The organism is Streptomyces sp. NPDC002076, assembly GCF_053593835.1.
The window spans coordinates 142,083-159,582 of sequence record NZ_JBSFDI010000017.1; the positions used below are offsets into that span (position 1 = coordinate 142,083).

At 70.1% G+C, this 17,500-nt stretch carries 15 protein-coding genes; 6 read left to right on the top strand and 9 right to left on the bottom strand.

The features are described 5' to 3' along the window. Positions 1 to 14: 14 nt before the first annotated feature. The 3 genes from rpsD to ACWCQS_RS31355 form a co-directional block, all read right to left on the bottom strand. Positions 15 to 629, bottom strand: coding sequence for a 30S ribosomal protein S4 (gene rpsD / locus ACWCQS_RS31345; RefSeq protein WP_055705441.1), 615 nt, complete (start codon positions 627 to 629; stop codon positions 15 to 17). Between the two features lie 315 nt (positions 630 to 944). Continuing rightward, positions 945 to 2,300, bottom strand: coding sequence for a replication-associated recombination protein A (locus ACWCQS_RS31350; RefSeq protein WP_388626171.1), 1,356 nt, complete (start codon positions 2,298 to 2,300; stop codon positions 945 to 947). 46 nt (positions 2,301 to 2,346) lie between these two features. Next, positions 2,347 to 3,003, bottom strand: coding sequence for a vitamin K epoxide reductase family protein (locus tag ACWCQS_RS31355; RefSeq protein ID WP_451007573.1), 657 nt, complete (start codon positions 3,001 to 3,003; stop codon positions 2,347 to 2,349). A gap of 144 nt (positions 3,004 to 3,147) precedes the next feature. On the opposite strand from ACWCQS_RS31355, the gene ACWCQS_RS31360 reads away from it, so the two are divergent. The 4 genes from ACWCQS_RS31360 to ACWCQS_RS31375 are packed head-to-tail and all read left to right on the top strand — an operon-like array spanning position 3,148 to position 6,690. Continuing rightward, complete coding sequence (locus tag ACWCQS_RS31360) at positions 3,148 to 4,014, top strand: ABC transporter ATP-binding protein (protein WP_451007574.1); 867 nt, start codon at positions 3,148 to 3,150, stop codon at positions 4,012 to 4,014. Next, positions 4,011 to 4,856: an ABC transporter permease gene (locus tag ACWCQS_RS31365; protein ID WP_451007575.1), complete on the top strand. Its 846-nt coding sequence runs from the start codon at positions 4,011 to 4,013 to the stop codon at positions 4,854 to 4,856. The genes ACWCQS_RS31360 and ACWCQS_RS31365 overlap by 4 nt, the downstream gene beginning before the upstream one ends. Further along, positions 4,832 to 6,067 carry a sensor histidine kinase gene (locus ACWCQS_RS31370; RefSeq protein ID WP_451007628.1) on the top strand — a complete coding sequence of 412 codons (1,236 nt, stop codon included), beginning with the start codon at positions 4,832 to 4,834 and terminating at the stop codon, positions 6,065 to 6,067. The genes ACWCQS_RS31365 and ACWCQS_RS31370 overlap by 25 nt, the downstream gene beginning before the upstream one ends. After that, entirely contained in the window at positions 6,064 to 6,690 is a 627-nt protein-coding gene (locus tag ACWCQS_RS31375) for a response regulator (RefSeq protein ID WP_451007576.1), read from the top strand. The genes ACWCQS_RS31370 and ACWCQS_RS31375 overlap by 4 nt, the downstream gene beginning before the upstream one ends. Before the next feature lie 43 nt (positions 6,691 to 6,733). Here the strand turns inward: ACWCQS_RS31375 and hisS are convergent, their stop codons facing one another. Beyond that, positions 6,734 to 7,996, bottom strand: coding sequence for a histidine--tRNA ligase (gene hisS / locus ACWCQS_RS31380; protein WP_451007577.1), 1,263 nt, complete (start codon positions 7,994 to 7,996; stop codon positions 6,734 to 6,736). A gap of 12 nt (positions 7,997 to 8,008) precedes the next feature. Then, positions 8,009 to 8,719, bottom strand: a complete 711-nt coding sequence (locus tag ACWCQS_RS31385; RefSeq protein WP_450983167.1) for an MBL fold metallo-hydrolase — start codon at positions 8,717 to 8,719, stop codon at positions 8,009 to 8,011. A gap of 171 nt (positions 8,720 to 8,890) precedes the next feature. Here ACWCQS_RS31385 and ACWCQS_RS31390 point away from each other — a divergent pair, with 171 nt between their 5' ends. Both ACWCQS_RS31390 and ACWCQS_RS31395 read left to right on the top strand, forming a co-directional pair. Continuing rightward, positions 8,891 to 9,718, top strand: a complete 828-nt coding sequence (locus ACWCQS_RS31390; RefSeq protein WP_451007578.1) for a peptidylprolyl isomerase — start codon at positions 8,891 to 8,893, stop codon at positions 9,716 to 9,718. A gap of 155 nt (positions 9,719 to 9,873) precedes the next feature. Further along, on the top strand, positions 9,874 to 11,103 hold the full coding sequence (locus tag ACWCQS_RS31395; RefSeq protein WP_451007579.1) for a DUF349 domain-containing protein: 1,230 nt from the start codon (positions 9,874 to 9,876) through the stop codon (positions 11,101 to 11,103). 62 nt (positions 11,104 to 11,165) lie between these two features. On the opposite strand, the gene ACWCQS_RS31400 is transcribed toward ACWCQS_RS31395, so the two are convergent. From ACWCQS_RS31400 to secD, 4 genes are all read right to left on the bottom strand, one after another. Then, positions 11,166 to 13,703, bottom strand: coding sequence for a RelA/SpoT family protein (locus ACWCQS_RS31400; protein WP_451007580.1), 2,538 nt, complete (start codon positions 13,701 to 13,703; stop codon positions 11,166 to 11,168). A gap of 298 nt (positions 13,704 to 14,001) precedes the next feature. After that, positions 14,002 to 14,541, bottom strand: a complete 540-nt coding sequence (locus ACWCQS_RS31405; protein ID WP_451007581.1) for an adenine phosphoribosyltransferase — start codon at positions 14,539 to 14,541, stop codon at positions 14,002 to 14,004. After that, a complete protein-coding gene (gene secF / locus ACWCQS_RS31410; protein WP_451007582.1) occupies positions 14,538 to 15,641 on the bottom strand; it encodes a protein translocase subunit SecF in 1,104 nt (367 codons plus the stop codon). The genes ACWCQS_RS31405 and secF overlap by 4 nt, the downstream gene beginning before the upstream one ends. 1 nt (position 15,642) lies before the next feature. Further along, positions 15,643 to 17,430, bottom strand: coding sequence for a protein translocase subunit SecD (gene secD / locus ACWCQS_RS31415; protein ID WP_451007583.1), 1,788 nt, complete (start codon positions 17,428 to 17,430; stop codon positions 15,643 to 15,645). Positions 17,431 to 17,500 lie beyond the last annotated feature (70 nt).

Below are 17,500 nucleotides of genomic sequence, written 5' to 3' on the forward strand. Positions count from 1 at the left end.
CGCCGTGGCTGGGGTCAGCGGGCGTAGTACTCGACGACGAGCTGCTCGTCGCAGATCACCGGGATCTCCTTGCGGTTCGGCTCGCGGTCCAGGCGGAACGCCAGGGCCTTGAGGTTCACCTGCAGGTAGCGCGGGGTCTCACCCTCGGGGGCGAAGCCACCCTCGCGGGCGATCGTGAAGAGCGTCTTGTCCTTGGACCGGTCACGGACCTGCACGACGTCGTCCGGACGGACACGGAAGGACGGCTTGTCGACCTTCTGGCCGTTGACCTGGATGTGGCCGTGCACGACCATCTGACGGGCCTGGTAGATGGTGCGGGCGATGCCCGAACGCAGGACCAGGGCGTCGAGACGGCGCTCGAGCTCCACGATCAGGGCCTCACCGGTCTTGCCCTGGACCTTGGACGCGCGCTCGTAGGCGCGGACCAGCTGGCGCTCGGAGATGTCGTACTGAGCGCGCAGACGCTGCTTCTCCAGCAGACGGACTTTGTAGTCCGAGTTCTGCTTGCGGCCGCGGCCGTGCTCACCCGGCGGGTAGGGGCGGGCCTCGAAGTACTTGACGGCCTTCGGGGTCAGCGCGATGCCGAGGGCACGCGACTTCTTGACCTTGGGGCGGGACTGGTTCGCCACTGTCTCAATCTCTTTCGTAGTTTTCGGCTCGTCAGCGTTAGGGAGGTCGCATCCGCAGCCGGGAAAACCCGCCGGGTCCCTGCGGGACCTGCCGGGCAGCCGCTTCCCTGGTCTGGGCACATACGTGCAGCACGCGAGTGGCCCACCGACCGTCCCGGGCTCCGGGTGGTGGTGGGCTGCCCGCGACACCGTTCGACGGTGCGCGACGCTCCTGGAGTCCGTTTTCCCGAGGACTGGCCCCGGGGGCCGGACTCCGGCCGGGTGTCCCGCTCTGACTGCGCGGGACTCGGCACTTCGGGCAAGTCTACAGGGCGCTCACGACCGCCTGCGACCAAGGTGCTTCCGGGTCCACTCCACCGCGTCCGCGTACCGCGCCTCGGCGCCGTGCCGGCCCGGGGTGTAGTACTCGCGGTCCTTCAGGGCGTCCGGGGCGTACTGCTGCTGGGCGATGCCCTCGGGCAGGTCGTGCGGGTACACATAGCCCTGGGCGTGGCCCAGCTTGGCGGCGCCCTTGTAGTGCCCGTCGCGCAGATGCGGCGGGACCGGGCCGGCCAGGCCCTTGCGGACGTCCTCCATGGCGGCGCCGATGGCGGTGGTCGCCGAGTTGGACTTGGGGGCGAGCGCGAGGGCGATGGTGGCGTGGCTGAGGGTGAGGGCGGCCTCGGGGAAGCCGATCATCGCGACGGCCTGGGCCGCGGCGACCGCGATGGGCAGGGCGTTCGGGTCGGCCAGGCCGATGTCCTCGCTGGCGGAGATCATCAGGCGGCGGGCGATGAAGCGGGGGTCCTCGCCGGCCTCGATCATGCGGGCCAGGTAGTGCAGGGCGGCGTCGACGTCGGAGCCCCTGATCGACTTGATGAGGGCGCTGGCGACGTCGTAGTGCTGGTCGCCGTCGCGGTCGTACTTCACCGCCGCCCGGTCGACCGTCTGCTCCAGCGTCTCCAGACTGATCTCGCTCTCGCCCTTGTCGAGGGCGGCTCCGGCGGCGGCCTCCAGGGCGGTCAGGGCCCGGCGGGCGTCGCCGCCGGCGATGCGCAGCAGGTGCTCCGCAGTGTCCTCGGGGAGGCCGACGGCGTCCTTCAGGCCGCGCTCGTCGGTCAGGGCGCGCCCCAGCAGGCCGCGGATGTCGTCGTCGGTGAGCGGTTCGAGCGTCAGCAGCAGGGAGCGGGACAGCAGGGGCGAGATCACCGAGAAGTAGGGGTTCTCGGTCGTGGCCGCGATCAGGGTCACCCAGCGGTTCTCGACCGCCGGGAGCAGGGAGTCCTGCTGGGCCTTGCTGAAGCGGTGGATCTCGTCCAGGAAGAGGACGGTCTCCTTGCCGAAGCCGCCGGTGGCGCGGCGGGCGCCGTCGATGACCGCGCGGACCTCCTTGACGCCCGCGGTGATCGCGGACAGCTCCACGAACCGCTTGTTCGTCGCCTTGGAGACGACGTACGCCAGGGTGGTCTTGCCGGTGCCGGGCGGGCCCCAGAGGATCACCGAGGACGGTCCGGCCGGCCCGCCGGAGCCCTCGCCGACCAGCCGGCGCAGCGGGGAGCCGGGCTTCAGCAGGTGCTGCTGGCCCACGACCTCGTCGAGGCTGCGCGGGCGCATCCGCACCGCCAGGGGGCTGGCTGCCGGGTCCTTCTCCTGGCGTTCTTCTGCTGCGGCGGTGAAGAGGTCGGGTTCCACGCTGAAACCCTAAGACACGCCACTGACAACGCGGCCGGGTCGGGGGTCAGGCCCAGAGCTGGCTGCCCCAGCGGGTCAGGATCAGCATGGCGATGATGCCGCAGTGCGTGACCGGCACCACCCAGGTGAACTCGCCGAAGAAGGACTTCAGCCGGCGCGGGGCGTGCAGGAAGTCGTTGCGGACGTTGAACGAGGTCACGTACCAGAACATGGTGATCGTGGCGACCCAGGCCAGCGAGCACCACAGGCACAGCGCGTTGATCCGGTACAGGGACTGGAACTGCAGCCAGGTGACGAAGCCGACGCCGAAGAGCGTGCCGAAGTTGAAGGTCAGCCAGTACCAGCGCGGGAAGCGGGCGCGGGCCAGCAGGCTCATGCCGACGCAGATCACGATGCCGTAGCAGACCAGGCCGAGCATGGGGTTCGGAAAGCCGAAGACGGCCGCCTGCTTGCTCTCCATGACGCTGCCGCAGGAGACGACCGGGTTCACGCTGCAGCCGGGCGTGAAGGTCTTGCCCGCGACCTTGGCCTCGAGGATCTTGAACTTGTCGATCGTGATGACCCAGGCGGCCAGCAGTCCGGCCGCGCCGGTGATCACCAGCAGGAGGGCGAAGGCACGGCTGCCGCCCACCGCGCGCGGGGCGTCGGTGGCACGCTCGGGACCCGACTCCGTGGAGACGTCGTTGACTGTCGTCTTGCTCATCCGCCGATTCCGTCACTTGAGAGTTGGACCATCTTCGGGCACGGCTCATTGTGCCGCACGCATGTGTGTGTCCACCGTTCGATGGACATAAGGAGGTACGCACGGTGGTCACGGAGCGTTCGGTTCCGGCCGATGCTCGGGGGCATGACAGCACACGCGAACGAACTCGCGGTGGACGTCCGGGGGCTGCGCAAGCGCTACGGGGACGTGACCGCGGTGGACGGGCTCGATCTCGGCATCCGGCGCGGTGAGGTGTTCGGCCTGCTCGGGCCCAACGGCGCCGGCAAGAGCACCACGGTGGAGATCCTCCAGGGCAACCGGGACCGGGACGGGGGCGAGGTGTCCGTCCTCGGCGCGGACCCGGCGACGGGCACGCGCGCGTGGAGGTCCCGAGTGGGGATCGTCTGGCAGGACGAATCGGCACCCGCGGAGTTGACGGTCCGCGAGACGGTACGGCACTTCGCCCGCTACTACCCGCGTCCGCGCCACCCGGAGGAGGTCATCCGCCTGGTTGGCCTGGAAGCGAAGGCGAACAGCCGGATCAAGGCCCTCTCCGGCGGCCAGCGGCGCCGCCTCGACGTGGCGCTCGGCGTGATCGGCGACCCCGAACTGCTGCTCCTCGACGAGCCGACCACCGGCTTCGACCCGGCCGCCCGACGGCAGTTCTGGGACCTGATCCGGCTGCTCGCCGACGAGGGCACGACGATCCTGCTCACCACGCACTACCTGGAGGAGGCCGAGAGCCTCGCGGACCGGCTCGCGATCGTCGCGAGCGGCCGGGTCGTCGCCGAGGGCGACCCGACGGGGTTGCGCGAGCGGTACGGCTCCGGCGCCACCGTCGCCTGGACGGACACCGACGGGCACGCGCGCGTGGAGCACACCGAGACGCCTGCGAAGACCGTCGCCGCCCTGATGCGCCGCTTCGACGGCGAGATCCCGGGCCTGACCGTGACCCGCCCCACCCTGGAGGACGTGTACCTCCGGCTGACCGGACAGGAGGCCGCGCGATGACCACCACGGCCGTACGGACCACGGCCCGCGAGTCCGCCGTGACGCTTCCCGGCGCCTGGCGGATCGGTCTGCTGCGGGGAGGCCTGGAGATCAAACAGTTCTTCCGGCAGCGCGAGCAGGTCGTGTTCACCTTCTCGTTCCCCGTGGTGTTCCTGTTCCTGTTCGCGTCGATCTTCCACGACGACGTCCGGGGTACCGGGATCACCGCCTCCCAGCTGTACGTGCCCGCGATGATGGCCTCCGGGATCATGTCGACGAGCTTCCAGTCGCTCGGCATCTCCATCGCGGTCGAGCGGGACGAGAAGGTGCTGCGGCGGCTGCGGGGCACGCCGATGCCGCCCGCCGCCTACTTCCTGGGCAAGATCTGGCTGGTCCTGTGCACCGGCGTCCTGGAGACCGCGATCCTGCTGGCCGTCGGCACGGCGTTCTACGACCTCCATCTGCCGTCCGACGCCGGACGCTGGCTGGACTTCACGTGGATCTTCGTGCTCGGCATCACCGCGTGCGCGCTGCTCGGCATCGCGATCAGCTCGGTGCCGAAGTCGGCGAAGAGCGCCAGCTCCGTCGTCGTCCTGCCGTTCCTGCTGCTCCAGTTCATCTCCGGGGTGTACATCTCCATCGGCACCATTCCCGGCTGGATGCTCGACATCGGCGCCGTGTTCCCGCTGAAGTGGCTGTGCCAGGGGCTGCGCGGGGTGTTCCTGCCCGACTCGGCGAAGATGCTGGAGCAGGCCCACGCCTGGGAGTTCGGGCGGATCGCGTGGGTGCTGGGCGCGTGGTGCGTCGGAGGATTGGTGCTGTGCTTGCTGACATTCCGATGGAAGAACCGGCGCGAGGGGTGAGGGGCGACCGGGCCCGGGGCGTCCATGCCTGGGACCGGTCGATCCGACTGTGGGACGCCTACTTCGCCGTCGCATGGGCCGCCACGCCGGCGCTGGTGCTCGGCGCGGAGCACCCCGCGTGGCCGGTGCGCGCGGTCGCGGCTGTGCTGCTCGTGCCGCTGGTGCCCTGGTACACGGCGTTCGGCCGCCGTGTGCTCGCGGAGGACCCCCCGGGCGGGCGCCGGGCCCTGGCCTATCCGGCCGGGGCTCTGGCACTGTTCCTTCCGTCGGCGGTCCTGGCGGGCGAGACCCGGCTGGTCTCGTTCGCGCTGATCCCCCAGTGCTTCATGACCCTGCGCACGCGTCGCGCGCTGCTGGCGGTGACCGTGATCAACCTGGTGCCGGTGGCCGGATGGGCACTGCTGTGGCGGCCGGGCACCGAGGACCTGTTCGCCAACGCGCTGTTCGCCGTCGTCTGTCTGGCGTTCTCGGCGGTGATCGGCGGGTGGATCGTGCGGATCATCGAACAGAGCGCGGAACGAGCGGAACTCATCGCGGAGTTGGACGCCAGTCGGCACGAGGTGGCACGGCTGTCCACCGCGCACGGGGCCCTCGCCGAGCGCGAACGGCTCGCCCGGGAGATCCACGACACCCTGGCCCAGGGCTTCACCAGCCTGCTGATGCTGGTCCAGGCCGTGGACGCCGAGCTCGACACGGACCCCGCGCAGGCCCGCCGCCATCTCGCCCTCATGGACGACATGGCCCGCCGCAATCTCACCGAGGCCCGTGCGCTGGTCGCCGGGAGCGCGCCCGCCGATCTGGCGGGAGCCTCGCTGCCGGACGCCCTGGACCGCCTGACCGCCCGGCACGCGGCGACGCTGGAGGTCACCGGCCCGGTGCGCACGCTGCCCGCGGGCGTGGAGGTGGTGGCCCTGCGCGCCTGCCAGGAGGCACTGACCAACGCCCAGAAGAACGCCGGGAGTTCGGCTCGGGTCGGGGTCCGACTCGACTACGCCGACGGCACGCTGACCGTCTCCGTCCACGACGACGGCCGCGGCTTCGACCCGGTCGCCGTGCCGAGCGGATACGGTCTGGCAGAGCTGCGCGCCCGCGCCGCCGAAGCGGGCGGCACCGCGGCCGTCCGCAGCGCACCCGGTGACGGTACGACGATCACCGTACGCCTGCCCGTCCCCGCCGCCGTGGCTTCCGCCGCAAGGAGTGCGACCCCGTGATCCGGATCGTCCTGGCCGACGACCACCCCGTGGTACGGGAGGGACTGCGCGCCATGCTGAGCGCCGAACCGGACCTGGAGGTGGTCGGCGACGCGGGGAGCGGGCCGCAGGCTGAGGCGCTGGCGGCCGAACTGCGCCCGGACATCGTGCTGATGGACCTGCGCATGCCGGGCGGCGGTGGTGTGGACTCGATCGTGCGGATGACGGCGACAGGTCTGCCGTGCCGGGTGATCGTGCTGACGACGTACGAGACGGACCGGGACATCCTGCGGGCCGTGGAGGCGGGCGCCGCGGGCTATCTGCTCAAGGACCTGCCCCGCCGCGAACTGGCGGACGCGGTGCGGGCCGCAGCGCGGGGCGAGACGGTACTGGCTCCATCCGTGGCGGCCCGCCTGGTCGACCAGTTGCGCACCAAGCCGGAACGCCCCCGGCTGTCCGAGCGCGAGACGGCGGTCCTCCGCCTGGTGACCGACGGCTGTACCAACGCCGAGATCGGACGCCGGCTGTTCATCGGCGAGTCGACCGTGAAGACCCATCTGCTGCGTGTCTTCGGCAAGTTGGGAGTCGATGATCGGACGGCAGCGGTCACCAGCGCGATGCGGTACGGGTTGCTGGAACAGTGAGAGGGCGCCGGGAATGCCCGGCGCCCTCCTGTCGTCGCTGAACTCAGCCGAGCCGAGCCTCCAGTTCCGCCACGATCTCGTTCACGCCGATCGGTGTCTGCTCGCCGGACTCCATGTCCTTGAGCTGGACGACGCCTTCGGCGAGGTCGCGTTCGCCGGCCACGATCGCGTAGCGCGCCCCGCTGCGGTTGGCGTTCTTCATGGCGCCCTTCAGGCCCTTGCCGCCGTAACTGAAGTCCGCCGAGATGCCGACCTTGCGCAGCTCGGTGATCTTCGCGAACAGCACCCGGCGGGCCTCCTCGCCGAGCGGGACGGCGTACACCGACGTCGTGGACGGGAGGGCCAGCTCCACGCCCTCCGCCTCCAGGGCCAGGACCGTGCGGTCGACGCCGAGTGCCCAGCCGACGGACGGCAGCGCGGGGCCGCCGATCATCTCGGACAGTCCGTCGTAGCGGCCGCCGCCGCCCACCGCGGACTGCGAGCCCAGGCCGTCGTGCACGAACTCGAAGGTGGTGCGGGTGTAGTAGTCCAGGCCGCGCACCAGCTTCGGGTCGTTCTCGAACGACACCCCCGCCGCCGTGATCAGCTCGCGGACCTCCTCGTGGTACGCCTTGCAGGCGTCGCACAGGTAGTCGCGCAGCAGCGGGGCGCCGGTCAGCTGCTTCTGCACCGACTCGCGCTTGTCGTCGAGGACCCGCAGCGGGTTGATGTCGACGCGCCGGCGGGTGTCCTCGTCGAGGTCGAGGCCGCGCAGGAACTCCTGCAGCGCGGCCCGGTACACCGGGCGGCACTCCTTGTCCCCGAGGCTGTTCAGCAGGATCCGGAAGTCACGCAGGCCCAGCGAGCGGTACGCCTGGTCGGCCAGGATGATCAGTTCGGCGTCCAGCGCCGGGTCCTCCGCGCCGATCGCCTCGGCGCCGACCTGGGAGAAGTGCCGGTAGCGACCCTTCTGCGGGCGCTCGTAGCGGTACTGCGAGCCCGAGTACCAGACCTTCACCGGGAGGTTGCCCGTCTTGTGCAGGTTGGCCTCCAGGACCGCGCGCAGCACGGGGGCGGTCGTCTCCGGGCGCAGGGCGAGCCTGTCGCCGCCCTTGGTCTCGAAGACGTACATCTCCTTCGTCACGATGTCGGTGGACTCGCCGACGCCGCGCGCGAAGAGCTCCACGTTCTCGAAACCGGGCGTCTCGATGTAGCCGTAGCCGGAGTTCCTGAGCGGCGCGGCGATCGCCTCGCGGACGGCCAGGAACTTGGCGCTCTCCGGCGGCAGCAGGTCGTAGGTGCCCTTGGGGGCCTTGAAAGTGCTCACGGAAGTCTCTCGTCACATTCCTCGTCGGGGAGCGTCGGTCCGCGCTCCCTGGCCGGCCGCCACCTGCCGCAGATAGGGGTTGGTGGCGCGCTCCTGGCCGATGGTCGTCTGGGGGCCGTGTCCGGACAGCACCACGGTGGAGTCGTCGAGCGGCAGGCACACGCGGGCCAGCGACTCGAGCATCTCCGCCATGGATCCGCCCGGCAGGTCGGTGCGTCCGATGGAGCCGGCGAACAGCAGATCCCCGGAGAAGAACACCGACGGGATGTCGGAGGTCTCGGGCATCCGGAAGGTCACCGACCCCTTGGTATGGCCCGGCGCATGCGCGACGGAGAACTCCAGACCGGCCAGTTCGAGGGTGGTGCCGTTCGTCAGCTCGCGGACGTCGTCCGGCTCCCCCACGGTCAGCTCACCCATCAGGGGCATGCCGATGGACCGGCCGAGTGACTTCTCGGGGTCGCTCATCATGTACCGGTCCTCGGGGTGGATCCAGGCCGGCACGTCGTGCGCGCCGCAGACCGGAACGACCGAGGCCACGTGATCGATGTGCCCGTGAGTGAGGACGACGGCGACGGGCTTGAGCCGATGCTTCTTCAGTGCTTCCTCGACGCCTTCGGCGGCCTGGTGGCCAGGGTCGATGATCACGCACTCCTCACCGGCGGCGGGGGCGACGAGATAACAGTTCGTCCCCCAGGCCCCGGCGGGGAACCCGGCAATGAGCACGATCGTCCTTCGTTGTGTCGACACGGGATGGCCACAAGCTGTGGTCCAGAGCCTACCGGCGGTGCCGTTTCCTCAGCGAACCCATATACGGTACGGGGCTACACGCACCAGTCGGCTCACGAGCACGCACGCGTACCGGTCGACACACGACACGTATGAGGAGAGAACCCGGTGGTCAGCCAGGAGCAGCGGCGGCGTCAGCTCGCCCGGGAGAAGTTCTTGCGGCAGCAGCAGCGGCGCACCCAGGCGCGCCGCAAGTCCCGCACGCGCAACTCCGTGATCGCGTCGGTACTGGGCGTGGTCGTCATCGGCGGTGTCGCGCTGTACTCGACCGGGGCGCTGAAGGGCGACGACAAGAAGACCAATGCCGCCGCCGACGTCACGCCCAGCGCCACGCCGAGCAAGGCCCCGGACCCGTGCGCGAAGCCGGCGGCCGGCTCGGCGAAGAAGCTGAGCTGGAAGAAGGAGCCGGCGATGGCGATCGACACGTCGGCGAAGTACACGATGAAGCTCGCCACGACGTGCGGTGACATCGACATCGCGCTGAAGACGGCCGCCGCCCCGCACACGGTGAACTCGTTCGACTTCCTGGCGGGCCAGGGCTACTTCGACCACACCAAGTGCCACCGCCTGACCACGTCCGGCATCTACGTGCTCCAGTGCGGCGACCCGCAGGGCACCGGCATGGGCGGGCCCGGCTACACGCTTCCGGACGAGAACCTCAAGGACACGAGCCTGAAGGGCAACACGTACCCGGCGGGCACGGTGGCGATGGCCAACACCGGTCAGAAGCACACCGGCGGCAGCCAGTTCTTCCTGGTCTACAAGGACAGCCCGTTGCCGCCCAGCTACACACCGTTCGGCACGGTCTCGGACGCGGGCATGAAGGTGCTGCAGAAGATCGCCGCCGCGGGTGCCCAGGCGGCCGATCCGACCTCGGGCAACACCGCGCCCAACGCGACCGTGGTGATCAACAAGGCGACGGTGACGAAGTCCTGACGCCGTCCCGGAACTCAGGACGGCCAACTGCGGAATTTCGGTCGCGCTGGATGCGGACAGGCAACCCGCTGGTCGCCTATGTTGGCCGTGACGAAACTGTGGACGATGCCCGGGGGTGCTGAGACCCACCGCAGGCATCATGTGGAGGAGGCGCTGTGAGCAGCGACCCGTGGGGCCGCGTCGACGAGACGGGGACCGTGTACGTGCGTACGGCCGACGGCGAGAAGGTCGTCGGCTCCTGGGCGGCCGGCTCCCCTGAGGAGGCGCTGGCCTACTTCGAGCGCAAGTACGAGGGCCTGGTTGTCGAGATCGGCCTCCTCGAGAAGCGAGTGCGGACCACCGACCTGTCGGCGAAGGACGCCATGGCCGCGATCGACCACCTGCGGGAGCAGGTGGACGCGCACCACGCGGTCGGCGACCTGGACGCGCTGCGGGGGCGGCTGGACAAGCTGGTGGAGACCGTCGAGGCCCGCCGCGAGGAGCGCAAGCAGCAGCGGGCCAAGCAGTCGGACGAGGCCCGCAAGGCCAAGGAGGACCTGGTCACCGAGGCGGAGCAGCTGGCGCAGTCCGACCAGTGGCGGGCGGCCGGTGAGCGGTTGCGGGCGCTGGTGGACACCTGGAAGGGTCTGCCGCGTCTGGACCGCAAGTCCGACGACGAGCTGTGGCACCGCTTCTCGCACGCCCGGTCGGCGTTCTCCAAGCGGCGCAAGGCGCACTTCGCGCAGCTGGACGCGCAGCGCGAGGAGGCCCGCCGGACCAAGGAGCGGCTGGTGGCCGAGGCCGAGGCGCTGTCGGGTTCGACGGACTGGGGTCCGACGGCGGCGCGTTACCGCGAGCTGATGGCGGAGTGGAAGGCCGCGGGCCGCGCCCAGCGCGAGCACGAGGACGACCTGTGGAACCGCTTCCGCGGCGCCCAGGACGTGTTCTTCGCCGCCCGTAGCTCGGTGTTCGCCGAGCGGGACGCGGAACAGGCGGAGAACCTGAAGCTGAAGGAGGAGCTGGCCGGGGAGGCCGAGAAGATCCTCCCGGTGACGGACCTCAAGGCCGCGCGGGCCGCCTTCCGCTCGATCAACGAGCGCTGGGAGGCCATCGGCCATGTTCCGCGGGACGCGCGGCCGAAGGTCGAGGGCCGGATGCACGCGGTCGAGCGGGCGATCCAGGACGCCGAGGAGGCCGAGTGGCGCCGGACGAACCCGGAGGCACGCGCGCGTGCCGAGGGTCTGACCGGTCAGCTGCAGGCCGCCGTCGACAAGCTGCGGGCGCAGATCGACCAGGCCCGCGCCCAGGGCAACAACTCCAAGGCCGACAAGCTGGAGCGCGAGCTGGAGGGCCGCCAGGCGCTCCTGGACCAGGCTCTGAAGGGCCTGCAGGAGTTCGGCGGCTAAAAGCCCCGCGTACACATGTGAAAGGCCCCGTACGGCACGTACGGGGCCTTTCACATGCGTGCTTACGACCGGGAGCGTCCCGAGGTCACGCGGTACACGTCGTACACGCCCTCCACGCCCCGCACGGCCTTCAGGACGTGGCCGAGGTGCTTGGGGTCGCCCATCTCGAAGGTGAACCGGGAGGTGGCCACCCGGTCGCGCGAGGTCTGGACGGCCGCGGAGAGGATGTTGACGTGCTGGTCGGACAGGACACGGGTGACGTCCGACAGCAGCCGGGAGCGGTCCAGCGCCTCGACCTGGATGGCGACCAGGAAGACCGAGGACTGGGTCGGCGCCCACTCGACGTCGAGGATGCGCTCCGGCTCACGGGACAGCGAGTCGACGTTGACGCAGTCGCTGCGGTGAACCGATACGCCGCTGCCCCGCGTGACGAACCCGATGATCGGGTCGCCCGGCACCGGCGTGCAGCAGCGGGCCAGTTTGACCCACACATCGTCGACGCCCTTCACGACGACGCCCGGGTCGGCGCTGGAGCGGCGCTTGCGGCCACGGGTGCGGGACGGCGGGACCGCCTCGTCGATCTCCTCGGTGGCGGCCTCCTCGCCGCCGAGGGCCTGCACGAGCTTCTGCACGATGTGCTGCGCGGAGACATGGCCCTCGCCGATCGCCGCGTACAGCGCGGAGATGTCCGAGTAGCGCATCTCGTGCGCGAGTGTCACGAGGGAGTCGCCGGTGAGGATGCGCTGGATCGGCAGGTTCTGCTTGCGCATCGCCCGTACGATCGCGTCCTTGCCCTGCTCGATCGCCTCGTCCCGGCGCTCCTTGGAGAACCAGGCCCGGATCTTGTTGCGCGCCCGGGGCGACTTGACGAAGCCGAGCCAGTCGCGGGACGGTCCGGCGCCGGGCGCCTTGGAGGTGAAGACCTCCACCAAGTCGCCGTTGTCCAGGGTGGATTCGAGCGGTACGAGCCTGCCGTTGACCCGCGCCCCTATGGTGCGGTGGCCGACCTCGGTGTGGACGGCGTACGCGAAGTCGACGGGCGTGGCCCCCGCGGGCAGCGCGATGACATCGCCCTTGGGGGTGAAGACGAAGACCTCGTTGCGGGACAGGTCGAAGCGCAGGGACTCCAGGAACTCGCCCGGGTCCTCGGTCTCCTTCTGCCAGTCCAGCAACTGCCGCAGCCACGCCATGTCGTTGATGGCGTCCTTGTCCTTCGTGGACGTCCTGGGCGCGTCCGTACGGACCTTGGAGGTGCCGGCGACGGCCTCCTGCTTGTACTTCCAGTGCGCGGCGATGCCGTACTCGGCGCGGCGGTGCATGTCGAAGGTGCGGATCTGCAGTTCGACCGGCTTGCCGTTGGGCCCGATGACCGTGGTGTGCAGCGACTGGTACATGTTGAACTTGGGCATCGCGATGTAGTCCTTGAACCGGCCGGGGACCGGGTTCCATCGCGCGTGCACGGTGCCGAGGGCGGCGTAACAGTCACGGACCGTGTCGACGAGGACACGAATGCCCACCAGGTCGTAGATCTCGGCGAAGTCGCGGCCTCGCACGATCATCTTCTGGTAGACGCTGTAGTAGTGCTTCGGGCGTCCGGTGACGGTCGCCTTGATGCGGGCGGCCCTCAGGTCGGCCTGGACCTCGTCGGTCACTATGGCCAGGTACTCGTCACGCTTCGGCGCCCTTTCGGCCACCAGCCGTACGATCTCGTCGTACATCTTGGGGTAGAGGATCGCGAAGGCGAGGTCCTCCAGCTCCCACTTGATGGTGTTCATGCCGAGGCGGTGGGCGAGCGGCGCGTAGATCTCGAGGGTCTCGCGCGCCTTCTTCTCCTGCTTCTCGCGCTTCAGGTAGCGCATGGTGCGCATGTTGTGCAGGCGGTCGGCGAGCTTGATCACCAGGACGCGCGGGTCCTTGGCCATCGCGACGACCATCTTGCGCACGGTCTCGGCCTGGGCGGCCTCGCCGAACTTGACCTTGTCCAGCTTGGTGACGCCGTCGACGAGCAGGGCGACGGTGTCGCCGAAGTCGCGGCGCAGCTGGTCGAGGCCGTACTCGGTGTCCTCGACGGTGTCGTGCAGCAGCCCCGCCATGAGCGTGGCGGGGTCCATGCCCAGCTCGGCGAGGATGGTGGTCACGGCGAGCGGGTGCGTGATGTACGGGTCGCCGCTCTTGCGCTTCTGTCCGCGGTGCCAGCGCTCGGCGACCTGGTAGGCGCGCTCGATCTGGCGCAGCGTCGAGTTCTCGATCTTAGGGTCGTTGCTGCGCACTATCCGCAGCAGCGGCTCCAGGACCGGGTTGTAGGGGTTCGCGCGTTGCACGCCGAGGCGGGCCAGGCGGGCGCGGACGCGGTTGGAGGAGCCGGTGCGGCCGGGCTGGACGACGGGCGGGCGGACCACGGGCGGCTGGGCCGGGCGCTCGGGGGGTGCGGGCTTGGGACGCGAGGCCTCGGCAGCCTTCTCGACGGGCGCGGACTGGGCGTGCTCGATCGGCCCGCGGGTGTCGTTCTTGGCGTTGGACACGTGCGGCGCGGGCTTCGCCGCGGCGGCCGAGGCGGACTCGGGCTTTGCGGCGGTCAGGTGCTGGGCCTCGTCTGGCAAGAGGACTCCTCGTGCGCGATCCGGGTCCCCCGGTCAGGCTCCGGAGACCCCATGGTAGCGATCCTGCGGCTGGTCATCGCCTTCAGCCGGAAGTCAGGACCGTCCACCTGTGCAACGCGGGGAGCTTCCGCCGGATTCCGGGAGGTGGATTCCGGGTGATTCCGGGGCGTGCGGGAGGTGTCCCGGGGGTGGCCTCGGCCGTGGGGCGGTTCCTGCACACGCGTGCCGCTCGGGTGGTGCGGGCGGGAAGCACGAAGCGGCCTGCGGCGAAGCCGAGGCCGCTTGTGCAGCGATCCGCTCAGACCTGAAGCAGCGCCTCCAGCGGCGCCCCGTCCAGCGCCGGCTCCAGCCGGACACGGCCGCCCAGGAAGCCCAGCTCCATCAGCACCGCAAGGCCGGAGACATCCGCCCCGGCACGCTGGATCAGCTGGATCGCGGCCTCGGCCGTACCTCCCGTGGCGAGGACGTCGTCCACGATCAGCACCCGGTCACCGGATGCCAGGTCCTCCGCGTGCACCTCGATCTCGGCCGAGCCGTACTCCAGGTCGTACGCCTGGCGCAGCGTCGCCCCGGGCAGCTTGCCCGCCTTGCGGACGGGGATGAAGCCGAGGCCCGCGCGGACGGCGACCGGGGCGCCCAGGATGAAGCCCCGGGCCTCCAGGCCGACGACCTTGGTCGCGCCGGTGTTCGTGGCGATCTCGGCCAGCGTGTCCGTGAGCGCCGTGAACGCGGCCGGGTCCGCCAGGAGCGGGGTGATGTCCTTGAACATCACGCCCGGCTCGGGGTAGTCGGCGACGTCGCGGATACGGCTGAGCAGAAGCTCCTTGATGTCGGTCATCGGCGCTTCCCGGAGGGTCGGCCACGGCCCCGGCTGCGGGACGCGGGCTGGTTGCGCGGGCCCACGACGGCGGGGGCCGCATCGTCGTCATCGGCGGCGGCACGCTCCGCGGCGAGGTCCTCCTCGGCCGCGGCCTGGGCACGCTTGGCCATGACCCGCTTGGTGAGGGCCTTCATCGCCGGCTCGCGCTCCTTGAGGTCGGCGACGAGCGGCGTGGCGATGAAGATCGACGAGTAGGCACCGGCCGCGAGGCCGACGAACAGCGACAGCGAGATGTCGTTCAGCGTGCCGGCGCCGAGGAAGCCACCACCGATGAACAGCAGGCCCGCCACCGGCAGCAGGGCGACGACCGTGGTGTTGATCGAACGGACCAGGGTGCCGTTGATCGACTGGTTGGCGATGTCGCTGAAGGTGAACCGGGTCTGCTTGGTGATGTCCCGCGTCTGCTCCTTGAGGCTGTCGAAGACGACGACCGTGTCGTAGAGCGAGTAACCGAGGATCGTCAGCAGACCGATCACCGTACCGGGCGTGACCTCGAAACCGACGAGGGCGTAGATACCGGTCGTGATCGTGATGTCGTGGATCAGCGCGACCAGGGCCGCGACGGCCATGCGCCATTCGAAGGCGATGGCCAGGTAGATCACGACGAGCACCATGAAGATCGCCAGGCCCTCCCAGGCCTTGTTGGCGATCTGCTGGCCCCAGCTCGGGCCGACCAGGTCGGCGGCGAGCTTCTCGGGGTTGAGGTTGAGGTCCTTGGCCAGCTCCTGCTTGATCTTGTCGGACTGGCCGGTGTCGACTCCGGCGATCTGGATGCGCAGGCTGCCGTTGCCGAGCTTCTGCACGATCGCCTCATGGCCGGAGGCGTCCTTGGCGTAGGTCTCCGCCTGGGTCACCGAGGTGCTCATGTGGGTCGGCGTGGTGAAGACCGCGCCGCCCTTGAACTCGATGCCCATGTTCAGCCCGCGCACCGCCAGGCCGAGGATGGCCGTGATGGTGATCAGGATGGAGACGCCGTACCAGATCTTGCGCTTGCCGACGAAGTCGTACGAGATCTCGCCGCGGTGCAGTCGAGCGCCGAGGTTGCCGAGTTTCGACATCTCAGGCCTCCTTCGGGTCGACAGAGCCGGCGGCGGGGCCGGCGGGACGGCGGGTGCGGCGCAGCGGCGGCTTGGCACCCAGGCTCTTCGGGTCGAGGCCGGACCACTTGTGGCCGCTCGCGAAGAACTTGCGGCGGGCGAGGAGCGTCATCAGCGGCTTGGTGAACAGGAAGACGACGACGACGTCGAGCACGGTGGTCAGGCCGAGGGTGAACGCGAAGCCCTGGACCTTGCTGACGGTCACGATGAACAGGACGGCGGCGGCGAGGAACGACACGAAGTCGGAGACCAGGATGGTGCGCCGGGCGCGGGGCCAGGCCCGCTCGACGGCGGGGCGCAGCGAGCGTCCCTCGCGGATCTCGTCCCGGATGCGTTCGAAGTACACGATGAACGAGTCCGCGGTGATACCGATGGCGACGATGGCACCACAGACGGCCGGGAGGTTGAGCGCGAAGCCGATGGCCGGGCCGAGCAGCGACATGATCACGTAGGTGAGGATCGCGGAGGCCATGAGGGAGGCCATCGCGACGACCGACAGGCCGCGGTAGTAGACCACCAGGTAGATCACTACCAGGGCGAGGCCGATCGCGCCGGCGAGCAGACCGGCGTGCAGCTGCTCACCGCCGAGCGCGGCGGTCACGGTGGTGACGGACTGCTCCTGGAAGGACAGCGGCAGGGCGCCATACGACAGCATGTTCGCGAGGCTCTGGGCGTCCTGCTGGGTGAAGCTGCCGGAGATCTCCGCCTGGCCGCCGGTGATGGCCTGGCTGACGTACGGGCTGGAGACGACCTCGCCGTCCAGGACGATGCCGAACTCGTTCTGCGGGGACTGGTTCTTCGCCAGCTGGCCCGTGATGTCGGCGAACTTCTTGGAGCCGCTGGAGCTGAAGGTCATCTGGACCTGCCAGCCGGAGGCGCCCTGGGTGTCGAAGATGGCCTGCGCCTTCTTCACCTCGGTGCCGTCGACGGCGGCCGGGCCGAGCACGTACTTGTACCAGACCTTCCGGATCTGGCCGCAGGCCACCGTGGGCTCACCGGGCTTGGCGGCGCCGCCCACCTTGGCCCGCTCGGCGGGCTTGGTGCAGTCCAGGGCGGCGTACTGGGCCTGGAGCTTGGCGGCGGCGGTGCCGGCGCTGGAGGAGGCCGAGGGGGTGGCCGACGGCGTGGAGCTGCCGGAGGCGGACGGGCTCGGCGTGGGGGTGGAGCCGGCCTTCAGCGCGTCGGTGACGGCACGGCCCTGGGAGGTCGCCGAGGCCTTGGGGGACGCGGTGGAGGACGAGGACGCCTTCTCCTTGGAGGAGGAGCTCGCGGAGGGGCTCGTGCTCGGCTTCGGCGAGGAGCTGCCGCTGGGGGAGGCGCTCGGCGAGGGGCTCTGCGTGGCGCCGCCGCTGGGCTCGCTGGCCAGGACCGGGCGGAAGTACAGCTTGGCGGTGGTACCGACCTGCTGCTGGGCCTCCTTGGAGTTGGTGCCCCTGGGGATGTTGACGATGATGTTGTCGCTCCCCTGGGTCTGCACCTCCGCCTCGGAGACGCCGAGGCCGTTGACACGGCGGTTCATGATGTCGACCGCGGTGTCCATGTTGGCCTTGTTGACCGCGGACCCCTGGTCGGCCTTCGCCTTGAGCGTGATGCTCGTACCACCGGCGAGGTCGATGCCGAGACGCGGAGTCTTGTTCCCGGAGAGGAACATGCCTCCGGTGAGCGCCACGATGGCGATCAGGATGAGGGCCAGCGAGCGTCCCGGCTTGCTCTGGGCGCTCGCGCTCCGGCCCCTCTTAGGTGCTGCCACCTTCTCGTACTCCCTCTCGGGCCGTCCCGCGCGGTCGGCGCGGTCGGCCATGACATGGTGTCGGGCTGTT